General features: G+C 28.0%; 19 protein-coding genes and 1 tRNA gene. 6 read left to right on the top strand and 14 right to left on the bottom strand.

Translation table 11 applies throughout. The annotated features are described in order from the left end of the window. Positions 1-20: 20 nt before the first annotated feature. From ACZ5RS_RS11460 to ACZ5RS_RS11490, 7 genes are all read right to left on the bottom strand, one after another. A complete protein-coding gene (locus tag ACZ5RS_RS11460; RefSeq protein WP_464635548.1) occupies positions 21-1,310 on the bottom strand; it encodes a glutamate-5-semialdehyde dehydrogenase in 1,290 nt (429 codons plus the stop codon). Positions 1,311-1,445: 135 nt separating this feature from the next. Beyond that, entirely contained in the window at positions 1,446-2,522 is a 1,077-nt protein-coding gene (locus tag ACZ5RS_RS11465; RefSeq protein ID WP_464635550.1) for an ABC transporter substrate-binding protein, read from the bottom strand. Beyond that, complete coding sequence (locus ACZ5RS_RS11470; RefSeq protein WP_464635552.1) at positions 2,522-3,169, bottom strand: hypothetical protein; 648 nt, start codon at positions 3,167-3,169, stop codon at positions 2,522-2,524. The genes ACZ5RS_RS11465 and ACZ5RS_RS11470 overlap by 1 nt, the downstream gene beginning before the upstream one ends. Before the next feature lie 2 nt (positions 3,170-3,171). After that, positions 3,172-3,942, bottom strand: coding sequence for an ABC transporter ATP-binding protein (locus ACZ5RS_RS11475; protein ID WP_464635554.1), 771 nt, complete (start codon positions 3,940-3,942; stop codon positions 3,172-3,174). Next, the gene (locus tag ACZ5RS_RS11480; RefSeq protein ID WP_464635556.1) at positions 3,939-4,970 is read right to left on the bottom strand and encodes a FecCD family ABC transporter permease; all 1,032 of its coding nucleotides are present in this window, start codon (positions 4,968-4,970) and stop codon (positions 3,939-3,941) included. Before ACZ5RS_RS11480 ends, ACZ5RS_RS11475 begins: the two co-directional genes overlap by 4 nt. After that, a complete protein-coding gene (locus tag ACZ5RS_RS11485) occupies positions 4,963-5,331 on the bottom strand; it encodes a winged helix-turn-helix domain-containing protein (RefSeq protein ID WP_464635558.1) in 369 nt (122 codons plus the stop codon). Before ACZ5RS_RS11485 ends, ACZ5RS_RS11480 begins: the two co-directional genes overlap by 8 nt. A 267-nt stretch (positions 5,332-5,598) precedes the next feature. Continuing rightward, positions 5,599-6,426 carry a polysaccharide deacetylase family protein gene (locus ACZ5RS_RS11490; RefSeq protein ID WP_464635560.1) on the bottom strand — a complete coding sequence of 276 codons (828 nt, stop codon included), beginning with the start codon at positions 6,424-6,426 and terminating at the stop codon, positions 5,599-5,601. A 290-nt stretch (positions 6,427-6,716) separates the two neighbouring features. Between ACZ5RS_RS11490 and ACZ5RS_RS11495 the strand changes: the two genes are divergently transcribed. Both ACZ5RS_RS11495 and ACZ5RS_RS11500 read left to right on the top strand, forming a co-directional pair. Then, on the top strand, positions 6,717-7,145 hold the full coding sequence (locus tag ACZ5RS_RS11495; RefSeq protein WP_464635562.1) for an AraC family ligand binding domain-containing protein: 429 nt from the start codon (positions 6,717-6,719) through the stop codon (positions 7,143-7,145). After that, positions 7,106-7,531 carry a helix-turn-helix domain-containing protein gene (locus tag ACZ5RS_RS11500; protein ID WP_464635564.1) on the top strand — a complete coding sequence of 142 codons (426 nt, stop codon included), beginning with the start codon at positions 7,106-7,108 and terminating at the stop codon, positions 7,529-7,531. Before ACZ5RS_RS11495 ends, ACZ5RS_RS11500 begins: the two co-directional genes overlap by 40 nt. 55 nt (positions 7,532-7,586) lie before the next feature. On the opposite strand, the gene ade is transcribed toward ACZ5RS_RS11500, so the two are convergent. Beyond that, a complete protein-coding gene (gene ade / locus ACZ5RS_RS11505) occupies positions 7,587-9,323 on the bottom strand; it encodes an adenine deaminase (RefSeq protein ID WP_464635566.1) in 1,737 nt (578 codons plus the stop codon). Positions 9,324-9,650: 327 nt separating this feature from the next. On the opposite strand from ade, the gene ACZ5RS_RS11510 reads away from it, so the two are divergent. After that, complete coding sequence (locus ACZ5RS_RS11510) at positions 9,651-10,946, top strand: NCS2 family permease (RefSeq protein ID WP_464635568.1); 1,296 nt, start codon at positions 9,651-9,653, stop codon at positions 10,944-10,946. A 112-nt stretch (positions 10,947-11,058) separates the two neighbouring features. Here ACZ5RS_RS11510 and ACZ5RS_RS11515 read toward each other — a convergent pair whose 3' ends face one another. Then, complete coding sequence (locus tag ACZ5RS_RS11515; protein ID WP_464635570.1) at positions 11,059-12,084, bottom strand: branched-chain amino acid aminotransferase; 1,026 nt, start codon at positions 12,082-12,084, stop codon at positions 11,059-11,061. Between the two features lie 65 nt (positions 12,085-12,149). Continuing rightward, entirely contained in the window at positions 12,150-14,075 is a 1,926-nt protein-coding gene (locus ACZ5RS_RS11520) for a YgiQ family radical SAM protein (RefSeq protein WP_464635572.1), read from the bottom strand. A gap of 132 nt (positions 14,076-14,207) precedes the next feature. On the opposite strand from ACZ5RS_RS11520, the gene ACZ5RS_RS11525 reads away from it, so the two are divergent. Continuing rightward, a complete protein-coding gene (locus ACZ5RS_RS11525; protein ID WP_464635574.1) occupies positions 14,208-15,848 on the top strand; it encodes a B12-binding domain-containing radical SAM protein in 1,641 nt (546 codons plus the stop codon). 60 nt (positions 15,849-15,908) lie between these two features. Here the strand turns inward: ACZ5RS_RS11525 and ACZ5RS_RS11530 are convergent, their stop codons facing one another. Together ACZ5RS_RS11530 and ACZ5RS_RS11535 are read right to left on the bottom strand one after the other, a co-directional pair. After that, positions 15,909-17,123 carry an NADP-dependent isocitrate dehydrogenase gene (locus ACZ5RS_RS11530; RefSeq protein ID WP_464635576.1) on the bottom strand — a complete coding sequence of 405 codons (1,215 nt, stop codon included), beginning with the start codon at positions 17,121-17,123 and terminating at the stop codon, positions 15,909-15,911. 196 nt (positions 17,124-17,319) lie between these two features. Further along, positions 17,320-17,391: transfer RNA gene (locus ACZ5RS_RS11535), tRNA-Val, on the bottom strand. A 111-nt stretch (positions 17,392-17,502) separates the two neighbouring features. Between ACZ5RS_RS11535 and yfcE the strand changes: the two genes are divergently transcribed. Beyond that, complete coding sequence (yfcE, locus tag ACZ5RS_RS11540; protein WP_464635578.1) at positions 17,503-18,036, top strand: phosphodiesterase; 534 nt, start codon at positions 17,503-17,505, stop codon at positions 18,034-18,036. Here the strand turns inward: yfcE and ACZ5RS_RS11545 are convergent. Then, positions 18,019-19,527, bottom strand: a complete 1,509-nt coding sequence (locus ACZ5RS_RS11545; RefSeq protein ID WP_464635580.1) for a sensor histidine kinase — start codon at positions 19,525-19,527, stop codon at positions 18,019-18,021. The genes yfcE and ACZ5RS_RS11545 overlap by 18 nt on opposite strands. Positions 19,528-19,548: 21 nt before the next feature. Then, on the bottom strand, positions 19,549-20,259 hold the full coding sequence (locus ACZ5RS_RS11550) for a response regulator transcription factor (protein WP_464635581.1): 711 nt from the start codon (positions 20,257-20,259) through the stop codon (positions 19,549-19,551). Between the two features lie 172 nt (positions 20,260-20,431). Here ACZ5RS_RS11550 and ACZ5RS_RS11555 point away from each other — a divergent pair, with 172 nt between their 5' ends. Next, positions 20,432-21,034, top strand: a complete 603-nt coding sequence (locus ACZ5RS_RS11555) for a hypothetical protein (RefSeq protein ID WP_464635583.1) — start codon at positions 20,432-20,434, stop codon at positions 21,032-21,034. Positions 21,035-21,179: the final 145 nt, after the last annotated feature.

Consider the following 21,179-nt stretch of genomic DNA (forward strand, 5'->3'; position numbering starts at 1 on the left):
TTTATACCACCACTAAGAAATTATTTTAATTCCTTATGTTTAAAACTTTTTTTATTAGAACTATAATCTTCAACTATTTGATTATTTCCCTTTAATAAGTATTTAGTACTCATTAAGCCCTTAACACCTACTGGACCTCTAGCATGCAATTTTGAAGTTGAAATTCCAACTTCGGCTCCTAGTCCAAATCGATATCCATCAGCAAATCTAGTACTACAATTGCTAAATACATCTGCACTATCAACACTATTAAAGAATTTTAATATATTTGCTTCATTCTTAGTTAAAATAGCATCAGTATGATGGGAACCATGAATAGCAATATGATTAATAGCTTCATCAACATCATCAACTACTTTTATAGCAACTTCATAATTCAAATACTCAGTATCAAAATCTTCATCTGTTGCTTTTATACAGTCAATAACTTCACATACTAATTCATCACCATGAATTATAACATCTTTTTTATCTAATTCAGTTTTTAAAAGCGGCAAAAACTCTTTATAAATATTGTTATTAATTAATATTGTTTCTACAGCATTACAAGCTGAAGGATATTGCGTTTTTGAATCATAACAAACAATTGCTGCTTTTTCTAAATCAGCTGATTCATCTACATAAATTGAGCAAAGACCATCTGAATGTCCCATTACTGGAATCTTTGAATTATTCATTACATAGGAAACAAAAGCGTTTGATCCTCTTGGAATAATTAAATCAATATAACCATCCATTGTTAATAATGTATCTACATCACTATGACTTTCAATTAAAATAACCCAAAATGATTTTAATACAGAAGCTTCTAGAGATTTATTAATACTTTCAATTAATGCTCTGTTTGTATAATTTGCTTCTTTACCACCCTTTAAAATAATTCCATTACCACTTTTTAGGGCCAAAGAAACTATTTGTATAAGAGCATCAGGTCTAGATTCAAAAATCATTGCAATAACACCTAAGGGGAAACTTACTTTTTCAAGAATTAAATCATCATCCAATAATCTTTTTTCTAGAACATCACCAATTGGATCACTTTGAGAAATGACCATATCTAGTCCTAATAAAGAGGCTTCTAATTTTTTTTCATCAAACTTTAATCTTGAAGCTATAGCTGAGGGTAAATTTGATTCTTTAGCAGCTTGTAAATCTTTGCCATTTGCTTCAAAAATCATTTCTTTATCTCTAACTAGTCCATTTTTAATTAAAGTTAAAGCTTCATTTCTTACTGATAGAGAACTACTTGATAATCTTACAATTTGCTCTCTTAATTCAATTATTTGTTTTTCTAAATTATTTAAACTCATAATTTTAGTATCTCCTAGGTTATTAAAAAAATACTATGAATTAATTATGTTTGCAATATATATAAAAAATTAAAACTTAATTATATATAAAAAAAAGCTATTAAAAGAATTTTCATTCCTTTAATAGCAAAATATTTATCTAATTGAATTTTTTAAAAGTTCATCAAGTTCTTGATCACTTAAATCATAATTATAGAATAAACTATAGAAAGTTTTTGCTTCCTGTTTTACATCATAATTAAATTTATCAGGATAAATTAAATTTCCTAACCATTTCATACCTAGAACTCTGTTCATGGCTGGTGGTCTATCTATCCAGTTAAAGGGCCCTTCAGGTATTACAAAAATATGATTTTCCTTAATTGCCTTTAAGTCTTTAAAAGGACTATCTTCACTTAAGAATGATTCATAACCGCCTTCTCCAGTTAAAATAATATATTCAGGATCCCAAATAATTAATTGTTCAGGACTTACTTTTATTGAATTACCTTTACCTTCAACAATATTATTAACACCAACTAAAGGGAATACTTGAGTATGGAAACTTCCTTTAGGGAATGATGTTAATCCATCTTGCTCAGTACCATAATAGATTGTAGGTTTTGTATCTTCACTAATTGTTGCTAAAACTTCTTTTGCTTCATTTACTGTTTGATCACAATATTCAGCTCTTTCTTCCCCTGCTTCTTTTTTGTTTAATAAATCACCCAAAGCACGGTATGTAGACCCCATATCATCTAAATATGAAGCTATAAAAACAACAGGAATATTTAACTTTGCTTGTAAATCATCTAAGTCTTTAGTCATTTCTTCTACAGAGCCTTTTATTTCTCCAATATCAACAACAACTTGAGGATCAGCAACTAATAAAGCTTCCATATTTAAGTTTGCTTTTTTACCATAAAAAGCACCATAAACAGGTCTATTAACTACTTCTTGTTTAAAATATTTTTGCATCTCAGCAGTAGGACGAGAACCCCAACCTACCATTTCGTCAGGAACGATTGAATAAATTATCTGTTGTGATAAATTTCCTGATGGAGCAACTCTTTCAATATTTGTTGGAACTTCAACTTCTCTACCAAGGGAGTCAACGAATATTTTTGTTTCTTGTTGCTTTTGGATATATGAGTTTTCTTTTTGACCTTCTGCAAAAAGAAGACTACTAGCTAAAAGCAAAGAAAAAAGAACAAATATTATTTTTTTCTTCATTATTTATCTCCTTTCTCTATAATGAATAAAATTATTTTTTTTCTATTATTAAAGACTACTAAATCATCTTTATAAGGTTTAAAGTTTTGTAATAACTTCTCTTTTTTTTCTTCAGTCACCTGAGAATAATATTGATTTAAATAATCATTAATTTCACTTTTCTTTAATACTTGATTAAAATCTAATTGAATCTTTTTATAAGAATAATTAGCTTTTTTCTTATTTAAATAGGATTCAACTTCACCATCATTACAATGTCTTTGATTAACTATATAAAAAATTTTTTTATTAACTAACTTTAAAAAGTCATCAAGACTATCGTTTATATACATCCTAGAAAAAAATGAAAGTAATAAATAATCAGCCTTTTTATTATATTTACTCCAATCAGTATTGATTATTGTTTGATTCTTTAATTTATGTTTATTTAAAAAATCTATTGCAACATCATTATTATCTATTAAAACCATTTTTTTTAAATATGGAGATAACTCTCTCTCAAGAAAACCCAAACCACTACCTAAAGACAAAAGCGAATCATCTTTATTTATATAAGGTATTATTTGCTGTGCTAATTTTTTATGAAAATCAGTCTCTTTGGCACTTGAACTAAACCAATTAATATTTTTCTCATTCCAACTAAACATAGCTATTCCTCAATTCTTGGCACACATAAGGTTTTGCCATCTTTTTCTATCAAATCAATATCAATTGAATAAATTTTCTTTAATAACTCTTCATTAATAACTTCTTGAGTATTTCCAAAAGCTAATACTTTTTTATCATCAAGTAACATAACTTTATCACTAAACCACATTGCCTGCTCAGGATTATGAGTTGATAAAATAATTGCATAACCCATTTCTTTTAATTTTGATATAGTTTTCATTACTCTAACTTGATTACCATAATCTAAATTTGCAGTTGGTTCATCCAAAATTAAAATCTTAGAACCCTGGGCTACAGCTCTAGCTAAAATAACTAACTGTCTTTCACCACCACTAATAGCATCACTATTTTTATGGGCTAAATGTTCTATTTCAAATTGTTTTAAAGCATCAAAGGCTATTTTTTTCTCTTTTGCTTTAGGAGAGCCTAATGTATCTAATCTACAAGTAGTTCCCATTAAAACAGTATCAAAAACAGTATAATTAAAAGCACTTGTTGTATATTGAGGAATATATGCAATTTTTCTAGCTAATTCTTTCCTACTAAAATGTTCTAAAGGTTTATCATCAATTAATATTTGGCCAGATGCTTTATGTAAAAAACCAAGCAATAGTTTAAATAAAGTACTTTTCCCTACTCCATTTCTACCTAGAAGACATACAAAATCCCCAGGATTAATTTCAAAGGAAATTTCATCTAATATTTTTTTATCTGCATAACTAAAACTTAAATTATCAACCTTTAAACTCATACTTTCTTTGCCTCCCTAATCATGAGGTATAAGAAAAATGGTGCACCTATAAAGGAAGTTAAAATACCAATTGGAATTTCACTAGTTAATAAACTTCTACTAATTGTATCTACTAACATCAAAAATGATGATCCCATCAAAATTGATACAGGAAGAGATACTCTATAATCACAACCAACTACCATTCTTGTAAAATGAGGAATTACTAAACCTATCCAACCAATATGCCCACCTACACAAATTGAGGCACTAGTCATTAAAGTTGCACAAACTATAACAATTTTTCTTAATAAAATAGTATTAATTCCTAAGCTCATAGCTTCATCTTCATCGAGTGTTAATAAATTTAATTTCCACCTCAATAAGAAAAGAGGAATTGCACCTATTACTGTTACTATCAAAAGAAAATATACATCTGATTTTCTAACAGATGCTAAAGAGCCCATTAACCAATATGTTATTGCTGGTAATGTATTATCAGTATCAGCAACTAATTTTACAAAAGAAGTCGCAGACGAAAATAAAGAACTTATCATTATTCCACCTAGAATTAATGCAAGTGTTCTTTGATTCATAATTTTTGAACTAATAAAAGTTACTAATATCACTGCCAATAAACCAAAAGCAAAACTTATAAAGCTAATTGTAAAATATGATAGGCCAAATAAAATGGCTAAAGAGGCACCAAAGCCAGCTCCTGCACTAGTTCCTAAAACATCAGGAGATACCATTGGGTTCTTAAACATTCCTTGATAACTTAAACCAGAAAGAGAAAGAGCTGCTCCAATTATTGCTGAACTTAATATACGAGGCAATCTTACATTAAGAATTATTGATTCAACTGTTTTTGACCAAGTAGGTTCAATATTAAAAACTCTTGATAACAAGACTAAAACTAATTGTGATGGTTTTATTGGATATCTACCAATAAAAAATGAAGCAAAAAATATAACAAAAAATAAAATTGCAAATAAAGATATTATTACTTTAGGATGTTGTAAATGTTTTCTAAAATCTTTTCTAGTCATCATTTTCCTCTAAATATTGATCAAATCTATTTTTTGCATATTCTTTAATATCTTTTTCAAGATTTCTAAAAGATTCTAATAAAGCTTTACCTTGTTCACTTAAGATTGTTTTTCCCCCGTTAATCCCACCTTGTTGTCTAATTACAGCGTCATAACCGGTTTCATCTTTTATGATATTTAATATTTTCCAGCCCTTCGAATAAGACATATTCATTAATTTACAAGCTTTACTAACACTTTCCCCTTTGTCTATTAACTCAAGTAAACGTGCAGCACCTGGACCAAAATAAAATTTTTCACAACTAAATCTTACTCTAACCTCAATGTTATTATTATTGTCTTTTGTCTTTGGAACTTTCATAAATATTAAACACCTCAACCGAATTGTTTTTTAAAACAACTTGGTTGATAATACCATACCTTTTAATTAAAAGAAAGGTTTTTTATTGCATTTTTTGATTATTTTTATTCCATTATATTTTTTATTCAATAAAGGTAAATTTAAAGATATTTTTTTTACATTTACATAAAAAACAACTATTATAAAAACTTTATAATAGTTGCCTTGAACAAGAAATTACTAAATACAATTATCTTATTCTAATTTGTTAATAAGCACATATATATTTTACTCAATATAGAGTGTCTTCCCTTTTTCAATACATTTGATCTTATCATCAACGCTGATCCATAAATCTAATGAAGTAGGATTTGTTACTATTGTTTGATCATAAGTAAATTCTAATTGATCTAAAGCTTTTAGATAATTATAGATTTCCATATTTGTAGCTTTCCAAACATCTTCTCTATCTTTAAAAATACTACAAATCTTATCTATATGATTCCACATATTATCTGACTCAATTTCATAAGAATGGCCCCAAATATATAATAATTCTAAGGAATCTTCTTTTGATTCAATAAATTTTGAAATTAAATCAAAGATTTTTTCATCTTCAAAGTGACAGGTTGGATGCCACTGTAAGAAATCTGTTGGAATTTCATAATTATGGGTATCTTTAATGGTTCTAGCATATTTAACACCTAAAGCTTTTAAAGTATCTATAACCGTTTGATTATAAGTCCCATAGGGATAAACAAATCCTCTAACAGGATATTTTGCTATAGCTTCAAGATTTTTTCTATCAGTAATAATATCTGAAATAATTCCCTCAACAGACATTTTTTCTAAAAAAGGATGCACACTACCATGACTTGCAATCTCAAAATCATAATAATTATCCTTAACTTGTTCTTTTGTTAATCTTGATACCATTACATTCTTATATAAAAAACAATTTCTTTGTCCCATAATCTCTGAATTAAGATTAAATGTACATTTGCTATTATTTTTTCTAAATATTTCTTGTAAATGTAAATCTTGTTCTATCCCATCATCAAAACTAAAAGTTAATGCTTTTTTACAACCATTAGGAAAACAATTTTTATAAACCATAAAAGCCTTCTTTAATAATAATTAAATTATATTTTTAAATCAAAATTGAGTCTTTTATTATCTTTAAAATTTATAAAAATTAGAGAACAACATATGGATCAATCTAATTATTTTTTCTCTAATCGTTAATTTAAGGCTCAAAAGTGATATTTATAATATATTTACATATTATTTATATTACCATTCAAGGGAAAAATGTATATAATTATATCGTTCATTTTATTATATATTTCATGCATTTTTTACTAATAAAATGGATTACAAAACAAAATTTATTGAGGTAAGAAACCATGAAAGGCTTTGACTTTTTTTTTGAAGATGGTGATTTTTATAAAGATTCTGATTTATCCGTTATCAATGTAGGACTATCACATAATGAACCAGGATTTACATTCGGCCATGACTGGAGAACATATTATATTCTCCATTATGTAGTTAGTGGTAGTGGAATCTATACTGTAAATAATTCAACATATACTCTAAATAAACAAAATTGTTTTTTAGTTCCCCCAAACACTCCTGTAATTTATAAAGCGGATGATAAGGATCCTTGGACTTGTTATTGGGTAGGATTTAAAGGAAATAAAGCTAAAAAATATATTGAAAGAGTTTTGGGAAAGACAAATTTACATATAATTTTGATCATGACATTTCTTATATTACTTCTTATTTCGAATCTATGTTCCAAGAAGTTAGTAATGAACATTACTCTCCTTTGATAATTGAGGGATTATGTTATCAAATTTTCGGCAACTTAATAAAAGAAAAAAGTTATTACAAAACTAAAAAAACAAAATTAAATAAATTTAAAGAAATAGATAGAATTATGCACTCAACTGTTAGAAATAATTATCAAATCCAAGATATTTCTAATACAGTATCGCTTAGTTGTTCACAAATATATAGAATAATTAAAAGAGAAACGGGATTATCTCCTCATGAATATTTAGATAAATTAAAAATTGAAAAAGCTATTAATTTTATTGAATCTACTGATTTGTCTTATAAAGAAATATCATTATTGCTGGGATATCAATACGAATCTCACTTTTATAATACATTTAAAAAAGTCACAGGTAAAAAGCCTTCAGACTATAGAATATAAAAAACCGTTGAAATAATATTCTATCTCAACGGTTTAATATACTAACAATTATTATTTACAATTCTAAATCAACAAATTTAAATTCAGTTACATCAAATAATCCCATATCAGTTATTTTATATTCAGGAATTACTGGAAGAGACATAAAACATAAGGTCATAAATGGATCTAAGCTTTTACTAATGCCCAAATTATCATAAGCTTTAATTACCATTTCATTCAGTCTTTTTGCTACAATATCAGCATTTTGATCACTCATTAATCCTGCAATAGGATGTGAGAAGGAATCAATAACTTTATTATCTAATGTAATTGTCATTCCTCCTCCAATTTTTATTAATTTATTTATTGCTAAATATATATCTTCATCATTTTTACCAGCAGCAATAATATTATGAGAATCATGTGCAACACTTGTTGCAATTGCACCCTGTTTTAGTCCAAACCCTTTTAATAAAGCTACAGCATAATTTCCAGTTGCTTTATGTCTTTCAACTACAACAATCTTACAAATATCATCATCACTATATTTATAGAGACCATTTTCAATTTCAACTATAGATTCAGCTTTTTTAGTGACTACTCCACCAGGGACTATTTCCATTGTTCTAACTTTACTAGATTTCAAAGGCAATTCTAAACTTTTCAAACTAAAATCTTTAACTCTCATTTTAGATTTTACTTTATCTGGAATTGGTTTTATTTGAACTTCATCAATCATTTTTTTAGCTTTTGCAACTAATTTACCATTAACAAAAACATAATCCATATTAAAATCTTTTAAGTTCTGAGTTAAAGAAAAATTAGCAATATATCTTGGCGCAATTGCACCTAAATCTTTCAAATTATAACATTCAGCACTATTAATTGTTGCCATTGAAATTGCAATGAATGGATCTAAACCATTTTCTACAGCCAATCTTACATTATTATTAATACTTCCTAATTCTAATAATGATTCAACTTGTCTATCATCAGTGCAGAAAAGACATCTTCTATAATTTGCCTCAGTTACACCTTTTAATAGATTAACTTCATCTTTACAAACTGTCCCTTCTCTTAACATTACATACATACCACGTCTAATTCTTTCTTCCAAATCCTCTTTTGTAGCACATTCATGATCATCTTTTATCCCTGCTGCACAATAAGCATCTAAATCGCTTTCATAAACATTTGGAGAATGTCCATCAATTATTTTATTATTGTCATGTGCTAATTGAATTTTATCAATTACAGATTCATCATTATTTATAACTCCTGGATAATTCATCATTTCACCAAGACCAAGAACCCTTTCACAATTTATTCTTTTTGCTATTTCTTTTGCATCTAAAATTGCACCACTATGTTCAAAGTCCGTAGCGGGGACACAGCTTGGAACCATAAAATAAGCTTTTAAAGGCAAATCTTCACTTGCTTCAAGCATATAATCTAATCCGTCTAAACCATGACAATTACAAATTTCATGAGGGTCGGCTATAACAGTAGTAACTCCATTAGGTACTAATAAATTTGAAAATACTTCAGGAGTGCAGTGAGAAGATTCAATATGGACATGCGAATCGATAAATCCAGGAATCATATATGAAAAGTTTGCATCAAAGATTTCTTTTGCTTTTCCATACCCACATTTTGCAAAGCCTGCGATTCTATCTTTAATAATTAAAACATCACTTTCAAAAACATTTCTATTAAAAACATCAACAACTTTTGCATTTTTTATACAAAGATCAGCGACTTTTCTTTTTGATGAAACATCAATTAATTCCATCATTTCTTTTTTATCCATATTATTTTTCTCCAATTACTTGTTTTATTCATTTCTTTAAATTGTCTAATATTCTAACATCTATTTATTAAATTTCACAAGGAAAATTAATTAAAATTTAACAAAAACTCCCAAAAAACAAAAAAAATGTCTTTTTTTATCATTTATATTTACTACAATAATAATATATTTTTTTTAATTTTAACGAAATATTTCATATAAATACTGTAATATACTATAATTCTTTATATGGCAACAAGGTGCAACATTTATAAAAATATTTCTGTACTTATTGATAGTTATACTATATAATGGTAACGACAATCACTAAATATAAGGAGTGCATTAATGGACAATTTCTTTAAAATTTCAGAAAGAAAATCAAATGTACGTACAGAAATTATGGCTGGTGTAACCACTTTCTTAACAATGGCTTACATCCTTGCTGTTAATCCAGGTATCCTATCAGCTGCTGGTATGGAATTCTCTCGCGTTTTTGCCGCTACTGCAATTGCAGGTGCTTTTGCAACATTAGTAATGGGATTACTTGCTAATCTACCTTTTGCTTTAGCTCCAGGTATGGGTTTAAACGCATTCTTAGCTTTCACCGTTGTTTTAGGTATGGGTAAGACTTGGCAATTTGCTCTTTCAGCAGTATTTGTTGAAGGTATTATCTTTATCTTATTAACAGCATTTAACGTTCGTGAAGCTATCGTAAATAGTATTCCTAGCAATTTGAAAAAAGCTATTTCTGTTGGTATCGGATTATTTATCGCATTCATTGGTTTCCAAAATGCTGGTATTATCGTTGCAGACGGTGCAACTTTAGTACACTTAAATCCAGCTTGGACTTCAGGAGCTCCATTAGTTGCTATGATCGGTTTAGTAATAATTGCTTTCATGATGGCTAAAGGTGTTAAGGGTGCAATGCTTTATGGTATCTTAATCACAACTGTTATTGGTATCCCATTCGGAGTTACTTCATACGCAGGTGGTTCTTACTTACCTTCAGCACCATATTTCTTCCCATTTGAATTCTCTCACATGCTTTCATTAGATTTCGTTGTAGTATGTTTCACATTCTTATTTGTTGACATGTTTGATACAGTTGGTACATTAATTGGTTGTGCTACAAAAGCTGACATGATTCAAAAAGATGGTTCAATCCCTAACTGTAAAGAAGCTTTATTTGCTGATGCTATTGGTACTACTGTTGGTGCTATCTTAGGTACTTCAACAATCACAACATTCGTAGAATCTTCTTCAGGTGTTGTTGCTGGTGGTAGAACTGGTTTAACTGCAGTTGTTGTTGCTATTTTATTTGCAATTTCATTGTTCTTAGAACCAATCTTCGGATCTATTCCATCTGCTGCTACTTCTCCAGCTCTTATCATTGTTGGTGTATTAATGATTACTCCTGTTACTGAAATTGATTTCCATGACATTACAGAAGCAGTTCCTGCATTCTTATGTATCATTATGATGATTGTAGCTTACTCAATTTCTGATGGTATTATGTTCGGTATCTTAAGTTACACAGTATTAAAACTTGTTACAGGAAAAACAAAACAAATTACTCCAATGACTTGGGTTGTTACTGCTTTATTCTTAATAAAGATTTTATTAACAGTTATTTCTGCTTAATTACATTGAAAGAAAGAAACTCTAGGTATTTGCCTAGAGTTTTTTTATGCCTTTATGAGAATTAAAAAGGAGTGCTAATGCACTCCTAAACAAAAAATATATATATTACCTATTATAGAATTTCTTTTATCCAGCCCTTAGGACCTTCAATATCTCCCAATTGAATTCCAGTTAAGGTATCATATAGCTTTTTAGTAATTGGTCCGACTTTATTTGGATCACCATTAAAGATAATATCTTTCTCTTCAGTATGTACAAGACCAACAGGAGAAATTACTGCAGCAGTACCACACAAACCACATTCAGCAAAATCTTCAACTTCATCAAATTTAACAGGTCTTTCTTCAACTTCTAAACCAAGAATATCTTTTGCTACAACTAAAAGAGATCTTCTTGTAATTGAAGGTAAAATTGTTTCACTTTTTGGTGTTACTACTTTATTATCTTTAGTTACAAATAAGAAGTTTGCACCACCAGTTTCTTCAACATAAGTTCTAGTCTTTGAATCTAGATACATATTTTCAGCATAACCTTTTGATTTAGCTAAATAACCAGGATATAAACTCATTGCATAGTTTAAACCAGCTTTAATATTACCAGTTCCATTTGGTGCTGCTCTATCATAGTCACTTACCATAATTTTAATTGGATTTAATCCACCCTTAAAATAAGGACCTACAGGTAAAGCAAACAATCTGAATTGATATTCTTCACAAGCTTTAACTCCAATAACTGGAGAAGAACCAATAATAAATGGTCTCAAATATAATGAAGCAGAAGTTCCATAAGGTGGAACATAAGCAGCATTTGCTTTTACTACTTGTTCTACAGCTTCAAGAAACATTTCTTTAGGGAATTCAGGGATACATAGTCTTTTGCATGTATCTGCCATTCTTTGAGCGTTTAAATCAGGTCTGAATACTACAATTTTACCATTCTTTGCTGTATAAGCTTTTAAACCCTCAAAACATGTTTGAGCATACTGGAAAACACCTGCACTTTCATTTAGTGTAATTGTTTCATCTTCAGTTAGCTCACCTTTACTCCATTGTCCATTTTTACAATGAGCAACATATCTTTTTTCTGTTTTAGTGTATTTAAAACCTAAAGCACTCCAATTAATATCTTTCTTTTCCATAATTGCTCCTAAGCGTCGAAAAAACTACGCTTTTTCAAGAATTTTAATCACTTAGGTAAGAACTGTCAATTTACTTTATGATTTTTATTAGGTTTTTTTCGTATATTTTTTCTATTTTTATACAAATTTTGTTTATTGTCTGATAGCAATACTTTCGCTAAGTCCATTCTATTTGCTTTTCTTAAAGCTTCTAGTACTAAAGCCCTATTTTCAACCTTATTATATTGTAATATTGCTCTTTGTAATTTTTTCTCTCTACCTTTAGGTACATATACTTTTTCAAAATTTCTATTAGGTCTTGGATCTAATCCTGTATAGTACATACAAGTTGATACTGTTGAAGGGGTTGGATAGAATTCTTGACCTTGATCAGGCACAAAACCTTCTTTTTTTGTATGAAGAGCTAAATTAATTGCACTTTGTAAAGTTGAACCTGGATGAGCAGCAATATAATAAGGAATAGTATATTGCTTTTTATTAAACTTTTCATTTGTATCTTTAAAGGCTTTAATAAATTCTTCATATACATCAACTGTTGGTTTTCCCATAATATCTAAAACTTTTGGATCTACATGTTCTGGAGCAATTTTTAATTGACCACTTACATTATTTAATACTAAATGTTTTAAAAATCTATTTTTAGTCTTTTCATCACATACTCTCATTAAATAATCAAATCTAATACCAGATCTAATAAATACTTTTTTAACACCATCTATTTTTTCTATAGCTTCAAGAATATCTAAATAGCGAGAATGGGAATCTTTTAAATTTTTACATGGCACTGGAAATAGACATTGCTTTGTATCACAAGGACCACTTTTTAATTGTTTATCACAAGCAAGGGCTTGGAAATTTGCAGTTGGTCCACCTAAATCATGAATATAACCTTTGAAATTAGGTAATTTAGTTAGTAAAGTAGCTTCTCTGACTAAAGATTCCTTACTTCTAACTTGAATCATTCTACCCTGATGAGTAGTTATTGCACAGAAAGAACAAGCTCCATAACAACCTCTATTACTAGTTATAGAAAATTGAACTTCATTTAATGCTGGGATTCCACCATCTTTATCATAATCAACATGAGAAACTCTTGTAAAAGGTAATTCATAAACCATATCCATCTCTTGTGTAGTCAAAGGCCTTTGAACAGGATTTCTCAATACAATTCTTTTCTCTGAGCTTTGAATTAGACATTCTTTTCTCATTGGATTTTCTCTTAGCATTTGCATTTGGAAAGCCTTGGCATAATTTAACTTACCATTTTCACTTGGAATATTACTTTTCTTATCTCTATCACTAACTTCTTCAAAACTAGGCAATTCAAATATTGGATATTTAATTTTATCTTTAATGTCTTCAAAAGCTTTTTGAGAGAAAGAAACTACACTACCAATAACATCATATAAATTATCAATAGTTTCTCCATTATTAAGTCTATCAACAATTTCTAAAGTAGCTAGTTCCCCCATTCCATAAATTAATAAATCAGCCTTCGAATCTAAGATTAATGAATGTCTAACTTTATCACTCCAAACATCATAATGTGCAAATTTTCTTAAAGAAGCTTCAATACCTCCAATAATTATAGGAACATTTTTCTCAAAAACTTCTTTTGCTTTTGTAGTATAAACAATTGTTGCTCTATCAGGTCTAAAACCAGCTTTACCACCAGGGGAATAATAATCATTACTTCTTTTTTTATTTGCACTTGTATAGTGAGAGACCATTGAATCAATATTTCCACCACCAATCATTACACAAAGTCTAGGATTACCAAATCTTAGAAAATCTTCTTTATTGTTGATATCTGGTTGAGCTATAATGCCTACTCTATAACCTTTACTTTCTAACAATCTAGCTAATAAAGGCACGCCAAAGGATGGATGATCAACATATGCATCACCACTAATCATTACAACATCAACATAATCCCAACCTCTATTTAACATATCTTCTTTTGTAGTTGGTAAAAATAATTCTCTTTTCAATTTATTTAATTTCTCACTATTTTTTAAAGTATTTATATATTATCAAAAAAACAACAAATAATAAAACAAAACATTAATAAAATAAATACTTTTAGCTTTATATGTTTATCTTTTTTTGTTAATGTTGATTTTGTGAATATATTATTAATATCAACTGCAATTGAGAAATCAAATCTATCATTTCCTTTAGGAGCTCTATGTATAGAATCTGCTATAAAAAATGATAAAGAGTTAAACTCAATAATTACTGTAAAAACGAATCTTTACGATTTGGAAGATAATCCAATACAAATTGCAAGAGAACTTGCAAATAAGGATTTATATGCTATAGGACTTTCAATTTATCTCTGGAATAGAGATTGGTTTGATAGCTTTACTAAAGAATTAGAAGCCTTAAATAAAAATATAATTATCTTTGCTGGAGGAAGTGAGATAAGTGCAAATGCAACTAGCTTTAATTTAAATTTATATAGGTTTTTAGTATCTGGAGAGGGTGAAGAAACAACTATTATTGCTCTAAAAAAGTTAATAAATGGTGAACCATTAATACATAAAGGTATTCTATCAAAAGAAAACCCTACTTATTCTTTATCTGATAATGTGGATTTAGATTCTCTTTCTTCTCCTTTTTTAACTCAAGTTTGCGATCCTTTCTTAGATGAGAATTGTTCAATCCTGTGGGAAATGACTAGAGGATGTCCTTTTAAATGTGGCTTTTGCTTTGAATCCAAAGGGCTTAGAACTGTTAGAAATTATCCTTTTGAAAGAATAGAAGCTGAATTAAACTATATTGTAAGGAAGGGAATAAAAGATATTTTTGTCTTAGATCCAACTTTTAACATTGATAAAAAAAGAACTATAAAAATTCTAAATCTTATAAAAGAGAAAGCACCAGATATACACTTTACCTTTGAAATTAGAGCAGAATTAATAGATGAAGATATTGCTAAAGCTTTTAGTGAAATTTTCTGTTCTCTTCAAATTGGACTTCAGAGTATTCACAGTGATGTTTTAAAAACAGTGAATAGAAATTTTAAACTAGATTTATTTAAAGAAAAGATTTCAATATTAGAAAAATTAAATCTTGTTTACGGGCTTGATTTAATCATAGGTCTACCTAATGATAATTTAGCTAAATTTAAAGAAAGTTTAGATTTTACAGTATTTTGCAAACCCAGTAATATTGATATTTTCTTACTCTCTCTATTACCTGGTACAAAAATATATGATGAAATTGATAAATATCAAATCAAATATAATAAAGAATCCCCATATACTTTAATTCAAAATCCTAGTTTTAAACTTGATGATATTAAAAAAGCTCTCAAAATTAAAAAAGGATGTGATTTATTCTATACAAAGGGTGAAGCAGTAATGTTTATGAAAGTAATTTCAGATGCTTTTGATATTACACCAAGTGCCATTTTTGAATCCTTTATTGATTTCTTAGAAAATAATTATAATGAAGAAGAAATTGAAAATATTGATATTTTTGAACTACAAGATGCTTTTATTAAAGATTCATTACCAAGGCATGGAGCACTTTATCTAGAAAAAGCTTTGCTTTCCTATATTGAAATGCATCAAGGCTTAGCTTACTACCTTGAAGTCGGAGAATCTCCTATATTATCTCTAAATTACACTCCAAATAAACTAAGTTATTTAGATAATCAAAATATTAAAAATTTTGTTAAAACTAATAAGCCTTTCAAAAAGCCAAAAAATTATTATATAGTTGGTGAATATGGAAATATTGATATAATTGAATATTAAAAAACTTGGATACTAAAAAGTATCCAAGAATTTTTTTGTTTTAATAATTTTTTATTTTTACTAACTTAGTATAGCTTCTAAGTTTTTTCTAATCTCTTTAATAAATTCAGAGGAATTAACACTTCTTGTCTTAAGACCTTCAGCTAAATGTACTAAATCTTTAGTCATTACACCACTGTTTAATGTATCAAAACAAGCTTTTTCTAATGAATCAGCATATTTAATTAATTGTTCATTATTATCAAACTCACCTCTTTTCCTAAATGCACCAGACCAAGCAAAAATTGTTGCCATTGGGTTTGTTGAAGTTTCTTGACCTTCTAAGTATTTATAATAGTGACGTGTAACAGTACCATGTGCTGCTTCATATTCATATTTTCCATCAGGAGATACTAAAACACTTGTCATCATAGCTAAAGAACCAAAAGCTGTTGAAACCATATCACTCATAACGTCCCCATCATAGTTCTTACAAGCCCAAACAAAACCACCTTCACTTCTAATAACTCTAGCAATAGCATCATCAATCAATGTATAGAAATAAGTAATGCCGGCTTTTTCAAAAGCTTCTTTATATTCTTTTTCATAAACATCTTCAAAAACTGCTCTAAAATGATGATCATAACTTTTACTAATTGTATCTTTAGTTGAGAACCATAAATCTTCTTTAGCATCAAGTGCATAAGCAAAACAAGATCTTGCAAAACTGATTATTGAAGAATCTTTATTATACATTCCTTGAATAACCCCAGGGCATTCAAAATCATAAATTGTTTCTCTAAATTTTTCATTACCATTTTTATCAGTAAATACTAATTCTGCTTTTCCTTCTTCAGGAACTCTATACTCTGTAGCTTTATATACATCGCCATAAGCATGACGAGCAATAGTAATTGGTTTTTTCCAGTTTTTTACAACAGGTTTAATTGAATCTATGCAAATTGGAGTTCTAAATACTGTACCATCTAAAATAGCTCTTAAAGTACCATTAGGGCTTTTGTATTTTTCACTTAGCTTATATTCACTCATTCTCTGTTCATTTGGAGTAATAGTTGCACATTTTACACCTACTCCATATTTTGCTATTGCATTAGCTGCATCATAAGTGACCGCATCTTTAGTTTCTTCTCTATGTACTAATCCTAAATCATAATACTCTGCTTTGTAGTCCACAAAAGGTAAAATTAATTCATCTTTTATCATCTTCCAAAGGATTCTTGTCATTTCATCCCCATCTAATTCAACTAAGGGTGTAGTCATTTTGATTTTATCCAAAATATTTCCTCCTAAATATATTTACTTCTAATAAGATAAAGTTTATTTATAATCTTGTGAAGAAGAAATATAATTAATTATAAAATATATACTTTATAAATTTATATTCTATAGAAAGAATAAAATCAATAATATTATTGATTTATCAATTATAATTTTGAAACTATTAAAGAAAAAATGAATGGGCATAAAAAAATGGGGCCGATTGGATTTGAACCAACGACTCCCACGATGTCAACGTGGTACTCTCCCACTGAGTTACGGCCCCAAATGTTCTCAAAATGAGAACCTTTGATTTTATACCACAAAGTGCAACAAAGTGCAAGTCATAAATTATAATACTTGAAATAATATATTATAATTGCTATATAATTAGGCTATGAAATTATTAATAGCCTCAGACATTCATGGTAGCTACTACTATGCAAAAAGTCTTATAAATATTTATGAAAATGAGAAGTTTGATAAAATTCTCCTATTAGGAGATATTCTTTATCATGGACCTAGAAATGATTTACCAAAGGACTATGACCCTAAAAAAGTTATAGCTTTATTAAATGATTTAGCAAAAGAAATAATTGCTGTTAGAGGCAATTGTGATGCAGAAGTAGATCAAATGGTTTTAGATTTTGAAATATTAAGTGAAAGTGCAAAACTATTTATTGATAATAGAACTTTTACTTTAGTTCATGGACATCATCCATATCCAAAAACTAATGAAAATGACGTAATTTTAAGTGGACACACTCATATACCATTATATGAGATAACTGAAAATAAAACTCATCATTTTAATCCAGGATCAATATCCCTTGCAAAAGGTGGATTTAATAATTCTTATATGATATATGAAAATAATAGGTTTACAATTTATGATTTTGATAAAAACATTATTTTAGATCAAACTATTTAAATGTTTTTCCCATTTTAAAGTTGCTATAACTTTATCGTCTATATTTTTTAATTTTATTGAACCTTCATGAAGTCTCATTACTTCATGTACAATTGAGAGACCTAGGCCATTTCCGCCACTAGTTCTACTCTTATCGCCTCTCTCCCATGGTTCAAAAATTGCAACATTATCTAATAAATGCCCTTTATTTGTTACTTTTATTTCACAACGAGATAATTCTACCAAAACCTCACCCTTTCCATATTCAAGAGCATTCTCTATCAAACAAGAAACAGCTAAAACAATAGTAGAATAATCAACTTCAACAATCTTACTATATTCAACAAATTTAACTCTAGAAAAATCTAAATCAACTTTCTTTAGAGCACTTATTATTTCAGCAGTACTACAGATTGATAACATAATCTCTTTATCAGGACTTTGTAAGGAAGCATATAAAACAACTCTATTAATTCTCTTTGATAGACTTGAATGTTCTTTCTTTAATAAAGAAATTGTTTCTTCATTTAATGGGAAAATCTTATCTTCAACACCATCGAGTAAAATTTGCATAGAAGTAACAGGTGTATTTAAATCATGAGTAATATTTCTAAGCCAGGCTTTTCTATTTTTCCTATTTAAACTTAAATCACGATCTAATAATTTAACAGCCTTGTTTATATCTTGATACTCTTCAACTTTATATTGTGGTAAATCTACGTTTTCTTCACCTTTTGATAATTTAAATAATGCTTTTTTTAACCCTTTTGCATAATTTTCAATTTGTTTTGAGAAATGATAACTTAAAACCAATGAAAATTGTAAAGCTATTAACACAATAGCTAAAAGCCAAATTCCACCAATACTAAATATATCTTTACTATATTTATAAGTTGTTGGAGTGAAAACTAAAACATCTATAGCATAGGAAAACTCATCATTTTCCATAATCATAATAGAGCCTGTTATAAAACTATCTTCAACACCACTTGGGACTTCAATTTCTCTTTTTTCAAAAATGCTATCAGAGCTAGATAAATGTATCAAATCTACAAATAAATTATTATTTAAGTATTTAGTTTGAATCAAATTAATTGGACTTGTCGTTACAACAGTTTTAAATTCTGTTGAAGGTTTATTATTTAAATCTAAAACAATCTCATTTAAATCAACATCTTTATCATCAGGTCTTTGTGATAAACTGTCCCCTATTTGTGTTTTTCCAAAAGAATAAACAACTTTACCCTCTTTATCTCTAAAGATTAATCCACTAATTCTGTTATCTTCTAAAGAACAATTAAGGGAGGTTTCAATTAAAGTTGAAATATCAACGGGCTCAGTATTTTGAGCTAAACAAATAGCTAGCCTATGACTGAAATCATTAAAGGAATTAGCAGACCATTGTCTTGATGCTCGAATAAAAAAGAGAGTTATAAAAAACATAACAAAGACAAGCACAAATAATGATACACTTAATATTGAAATAAATAGTCGCCCAAATAATTTCTTCATATTTAAAAAGTCTCTCTAATATTACTTAGATTCTTCAACACCAACAAATCGATATCCGTAACCTCTTACTGTTTCAATCCAATTGCCTTTATAAAGCTTAGCTCTAATATTTTTTATATGAGTATCTACTATCCTTTCATAAGACTCACTTGAATAATTAAAACATTCATCTAATATCTTATTTCTAGATACTAATAAATGTGCATTATCAATTAAACAAAGTAATACTCTCCATTCAGCTGCTGTTAATATAACTTCATTATCATCAACTTTTAATGAATGAGCATTTCTGTCTATAAATAATTTTGAATCATCTTTCTTAAAGACAGTCTCATCTTTAACACTTGGATTTACATCTCCTGTTCTTCTTAATACAGCTTGAACTCTTAATACTAATTCTTTTGGAGAAAAAGGTTTAGTAATATAGTCATCAGCTCCAATTTCAAAGCCCAATATTCTATCAGACTCCTCAGCTCTTGCTGTCATAAAAATAACTGGGAAATTATATTTTTTTCTTAGTTCTTTGACAAATGAAAAACCATCTCCATCGGGTAACATAACATCTTGAATCAATAAATCAGGAAGTTTTTTCACAAAAGCTTCTTTTGCGGTTTCTAAATTATAAAATACTTCACAATTTAAATTACTAAATTCCAAATACTGCTTAACACCATTTGCAATTACTTGATGATCTTCAATGATATAAATTAATTTGTTCTCTTCACTTTCCATAGAAACTAACCTTTTTATAAATATTATTCTTTTTAAAAGTATAGTACATTATTTGAGTTAATACAAAACAATTGAACCAACGACACATAAAACACATATATATTCACCTTGATTATAAAATTATTATTTACATATCGCAATAAAATGTTACCATATATTAAGAGGTTATATAATGAAAAAAATATTACTGTTTTTCTTATTTTGTTTTGTGTTTTTAAATCCGATTTTCTCTTCTCCTCTTGATTTTGCTATAGGAATAATTGATACAACACAAAAAATTAAAGAAGATACTAAAAATCAGAGATATCCATATTATAATGATTTGAAATTAGAAATTAATAATTTAGATTTAAATGCTGATATAAACTTATTTTATAATGAAAATAAAATACCAACATTAATGCCTACAGTAAAAGCTTTATTATTGGGATTTGGTAGCGGATCTAAAGCTCAAGGAAAAGCAGTTAGCCAAAATATTTATTTTCTCTGTGATGCTACAATAATTGGGACTGGAATATCAATTGCATTAATTTATGGATTTACTGAAGGATTTGTTGGTTCAGTTAGCAATACTTCATCTGATTATAGTTATTTTACAACAGCATTAATTTATACTGCTGTTATTGAAGCAATCTCACATACAATTCAAGCTCTTGATGCTGTAATTTATTCAAATATTTACAATGCAAAATTAAGGCACGACTTAAATTTAATTGCAAATATAAATCCAAATAATCTTAGTGTTTCTCTAGGCTATAAAGTAAAACTTAGCTAATCTAATTCATTCTTGTTTTTCAATTAAACTTGTCCTATAAGTTTAAAAATTTTTCTTAAATAATAAGTTTTATTTACAGAAAAAAGATACATTCGTCTTTAAAATGACTAAAAAATATTCTTAAATTAATTTTATATAATTACAT

Source organism: Pleomorphochaeta caudata, assembly GCF_055395745.1.

Excerpts from the sequence above, each read along its gene's own strand:
- ACZ5RS_RS11470 (WP_464635552.1), bottom strand. The coding sequence starts at position 3,169 with ATGTTTAGTTGGAATGAGAAAAATATTAATTGGTTTAGTTCAAGTGCC.
- ACZ5RS_RS11500 (WP_464635564.1), top strand. The coding sequence starts at position 7,106 with ATGTTCCAAGAAGTTAGTAATGAACATTACTCTCCTTTGATAATTGAG.
- ACZ5RS_RS11545 (WP_464635580.1), bottom strand. The coding sequence starts at position 19,527 with ATGAAGAAATTATTTGGGCGACTATTTATTTCAATATTAAGTGTATCA.
- ACZ5RS_RS11515 (WP_464635570.1), bottom strand. The coding sequence starts at position 12,084 with ATGGAAAAGAAAGATATTAATTGGAGTGCTTTAGGTTTTAAATACACT.
- yfcE (WP_464635578.1), top strand. The coding sequence starts at position 17,503 with ATGAAATTATTAATAGCCTCAGACATTCATGGTAGCTACTACTATGCA.
- ACZ5RS_RS11465 (WP_464635550.1), bottom strand. The coding sequence starts at position 2,522 with ATGAAGAAAAAAATAATATTTGTTCTTTTTTCTTTGCTTTTAGCTAGT.
- ACZ5RS_RS11555 (WP_464635583.1), top strand. The coding sequence starts at position 20,432 with ATGAAAAAAATATTACTGTTTTTCTTATTTTGTTTTGTGTTTTTAAAT.
- ACZ5RS_RS11485 (WP_464635558.1), bottom strand. The coding sequence starts at position 5,331 with ATGAAAGTTCCAAAGACAAAAGACAATAATAATAACATTGAGGTTAGA.
- ade (WP_464635566.1), bottom strand. The coding sequence starts at position 9,323 with ATGGATAAAAAAGAAATGATGGAATTAATTGATGTTTCATCAAAAAGA.
- ACZ5RS_RS11495 (WP_464635562.1), top strand. The coding sequence starts at position 6,717 with ATGAAAGGCTTTGACTTTTTTTTTGAAGATGGTGATTTTTATAAAGAT.
- ACZ5RS_RS11490 (WP_464635560.1), bottom strand. The coding sequence starts at position 6,426 with ATGGTTTATAAAAATTGTTTTCCTAATGGTTGTAAAAAAGCATTAACT.
- ACZ5RS_RS11480 (WP_464635556.1), bottom strand. The coding sequence starts at position 4,970 with ATGACTAGAAAAGATTTTAGAAAACATTTACAACATCCTAAAGTAATA.
- ACZ5RS_RS11510 (WP_464635568.1), top strand. The coding sequence starts at position 9,651 with ATGGACAATTTCTTTAAAATTTCAGAAAGAAAATCAAATGTACGTACA.
- ACZ5RS_RS11460 (WP_464635548.1), bottom strand. The coding sequence starts at position 1,310 with ATGAGTTTAAATAATTTAGAAAAACAAATAATTGAATTAAGAGAGCAA.
- ACZ5RS_RS11475 (WP_464635554.1), bottom strand. The coding sequence starts at position 3,942 with ATGAGTTTAAAGGTTGATAATTTAAGTTTTAGTTATGCAGATAAAAAA.
- ACZ5RS_RS11550 (WP_464635581.1), bottom strand. The coding sequence starts at position 20,259 with ATGGAAAGTGAAGAGAACAAATTAATTTATATCATTGAAGATCATCAA.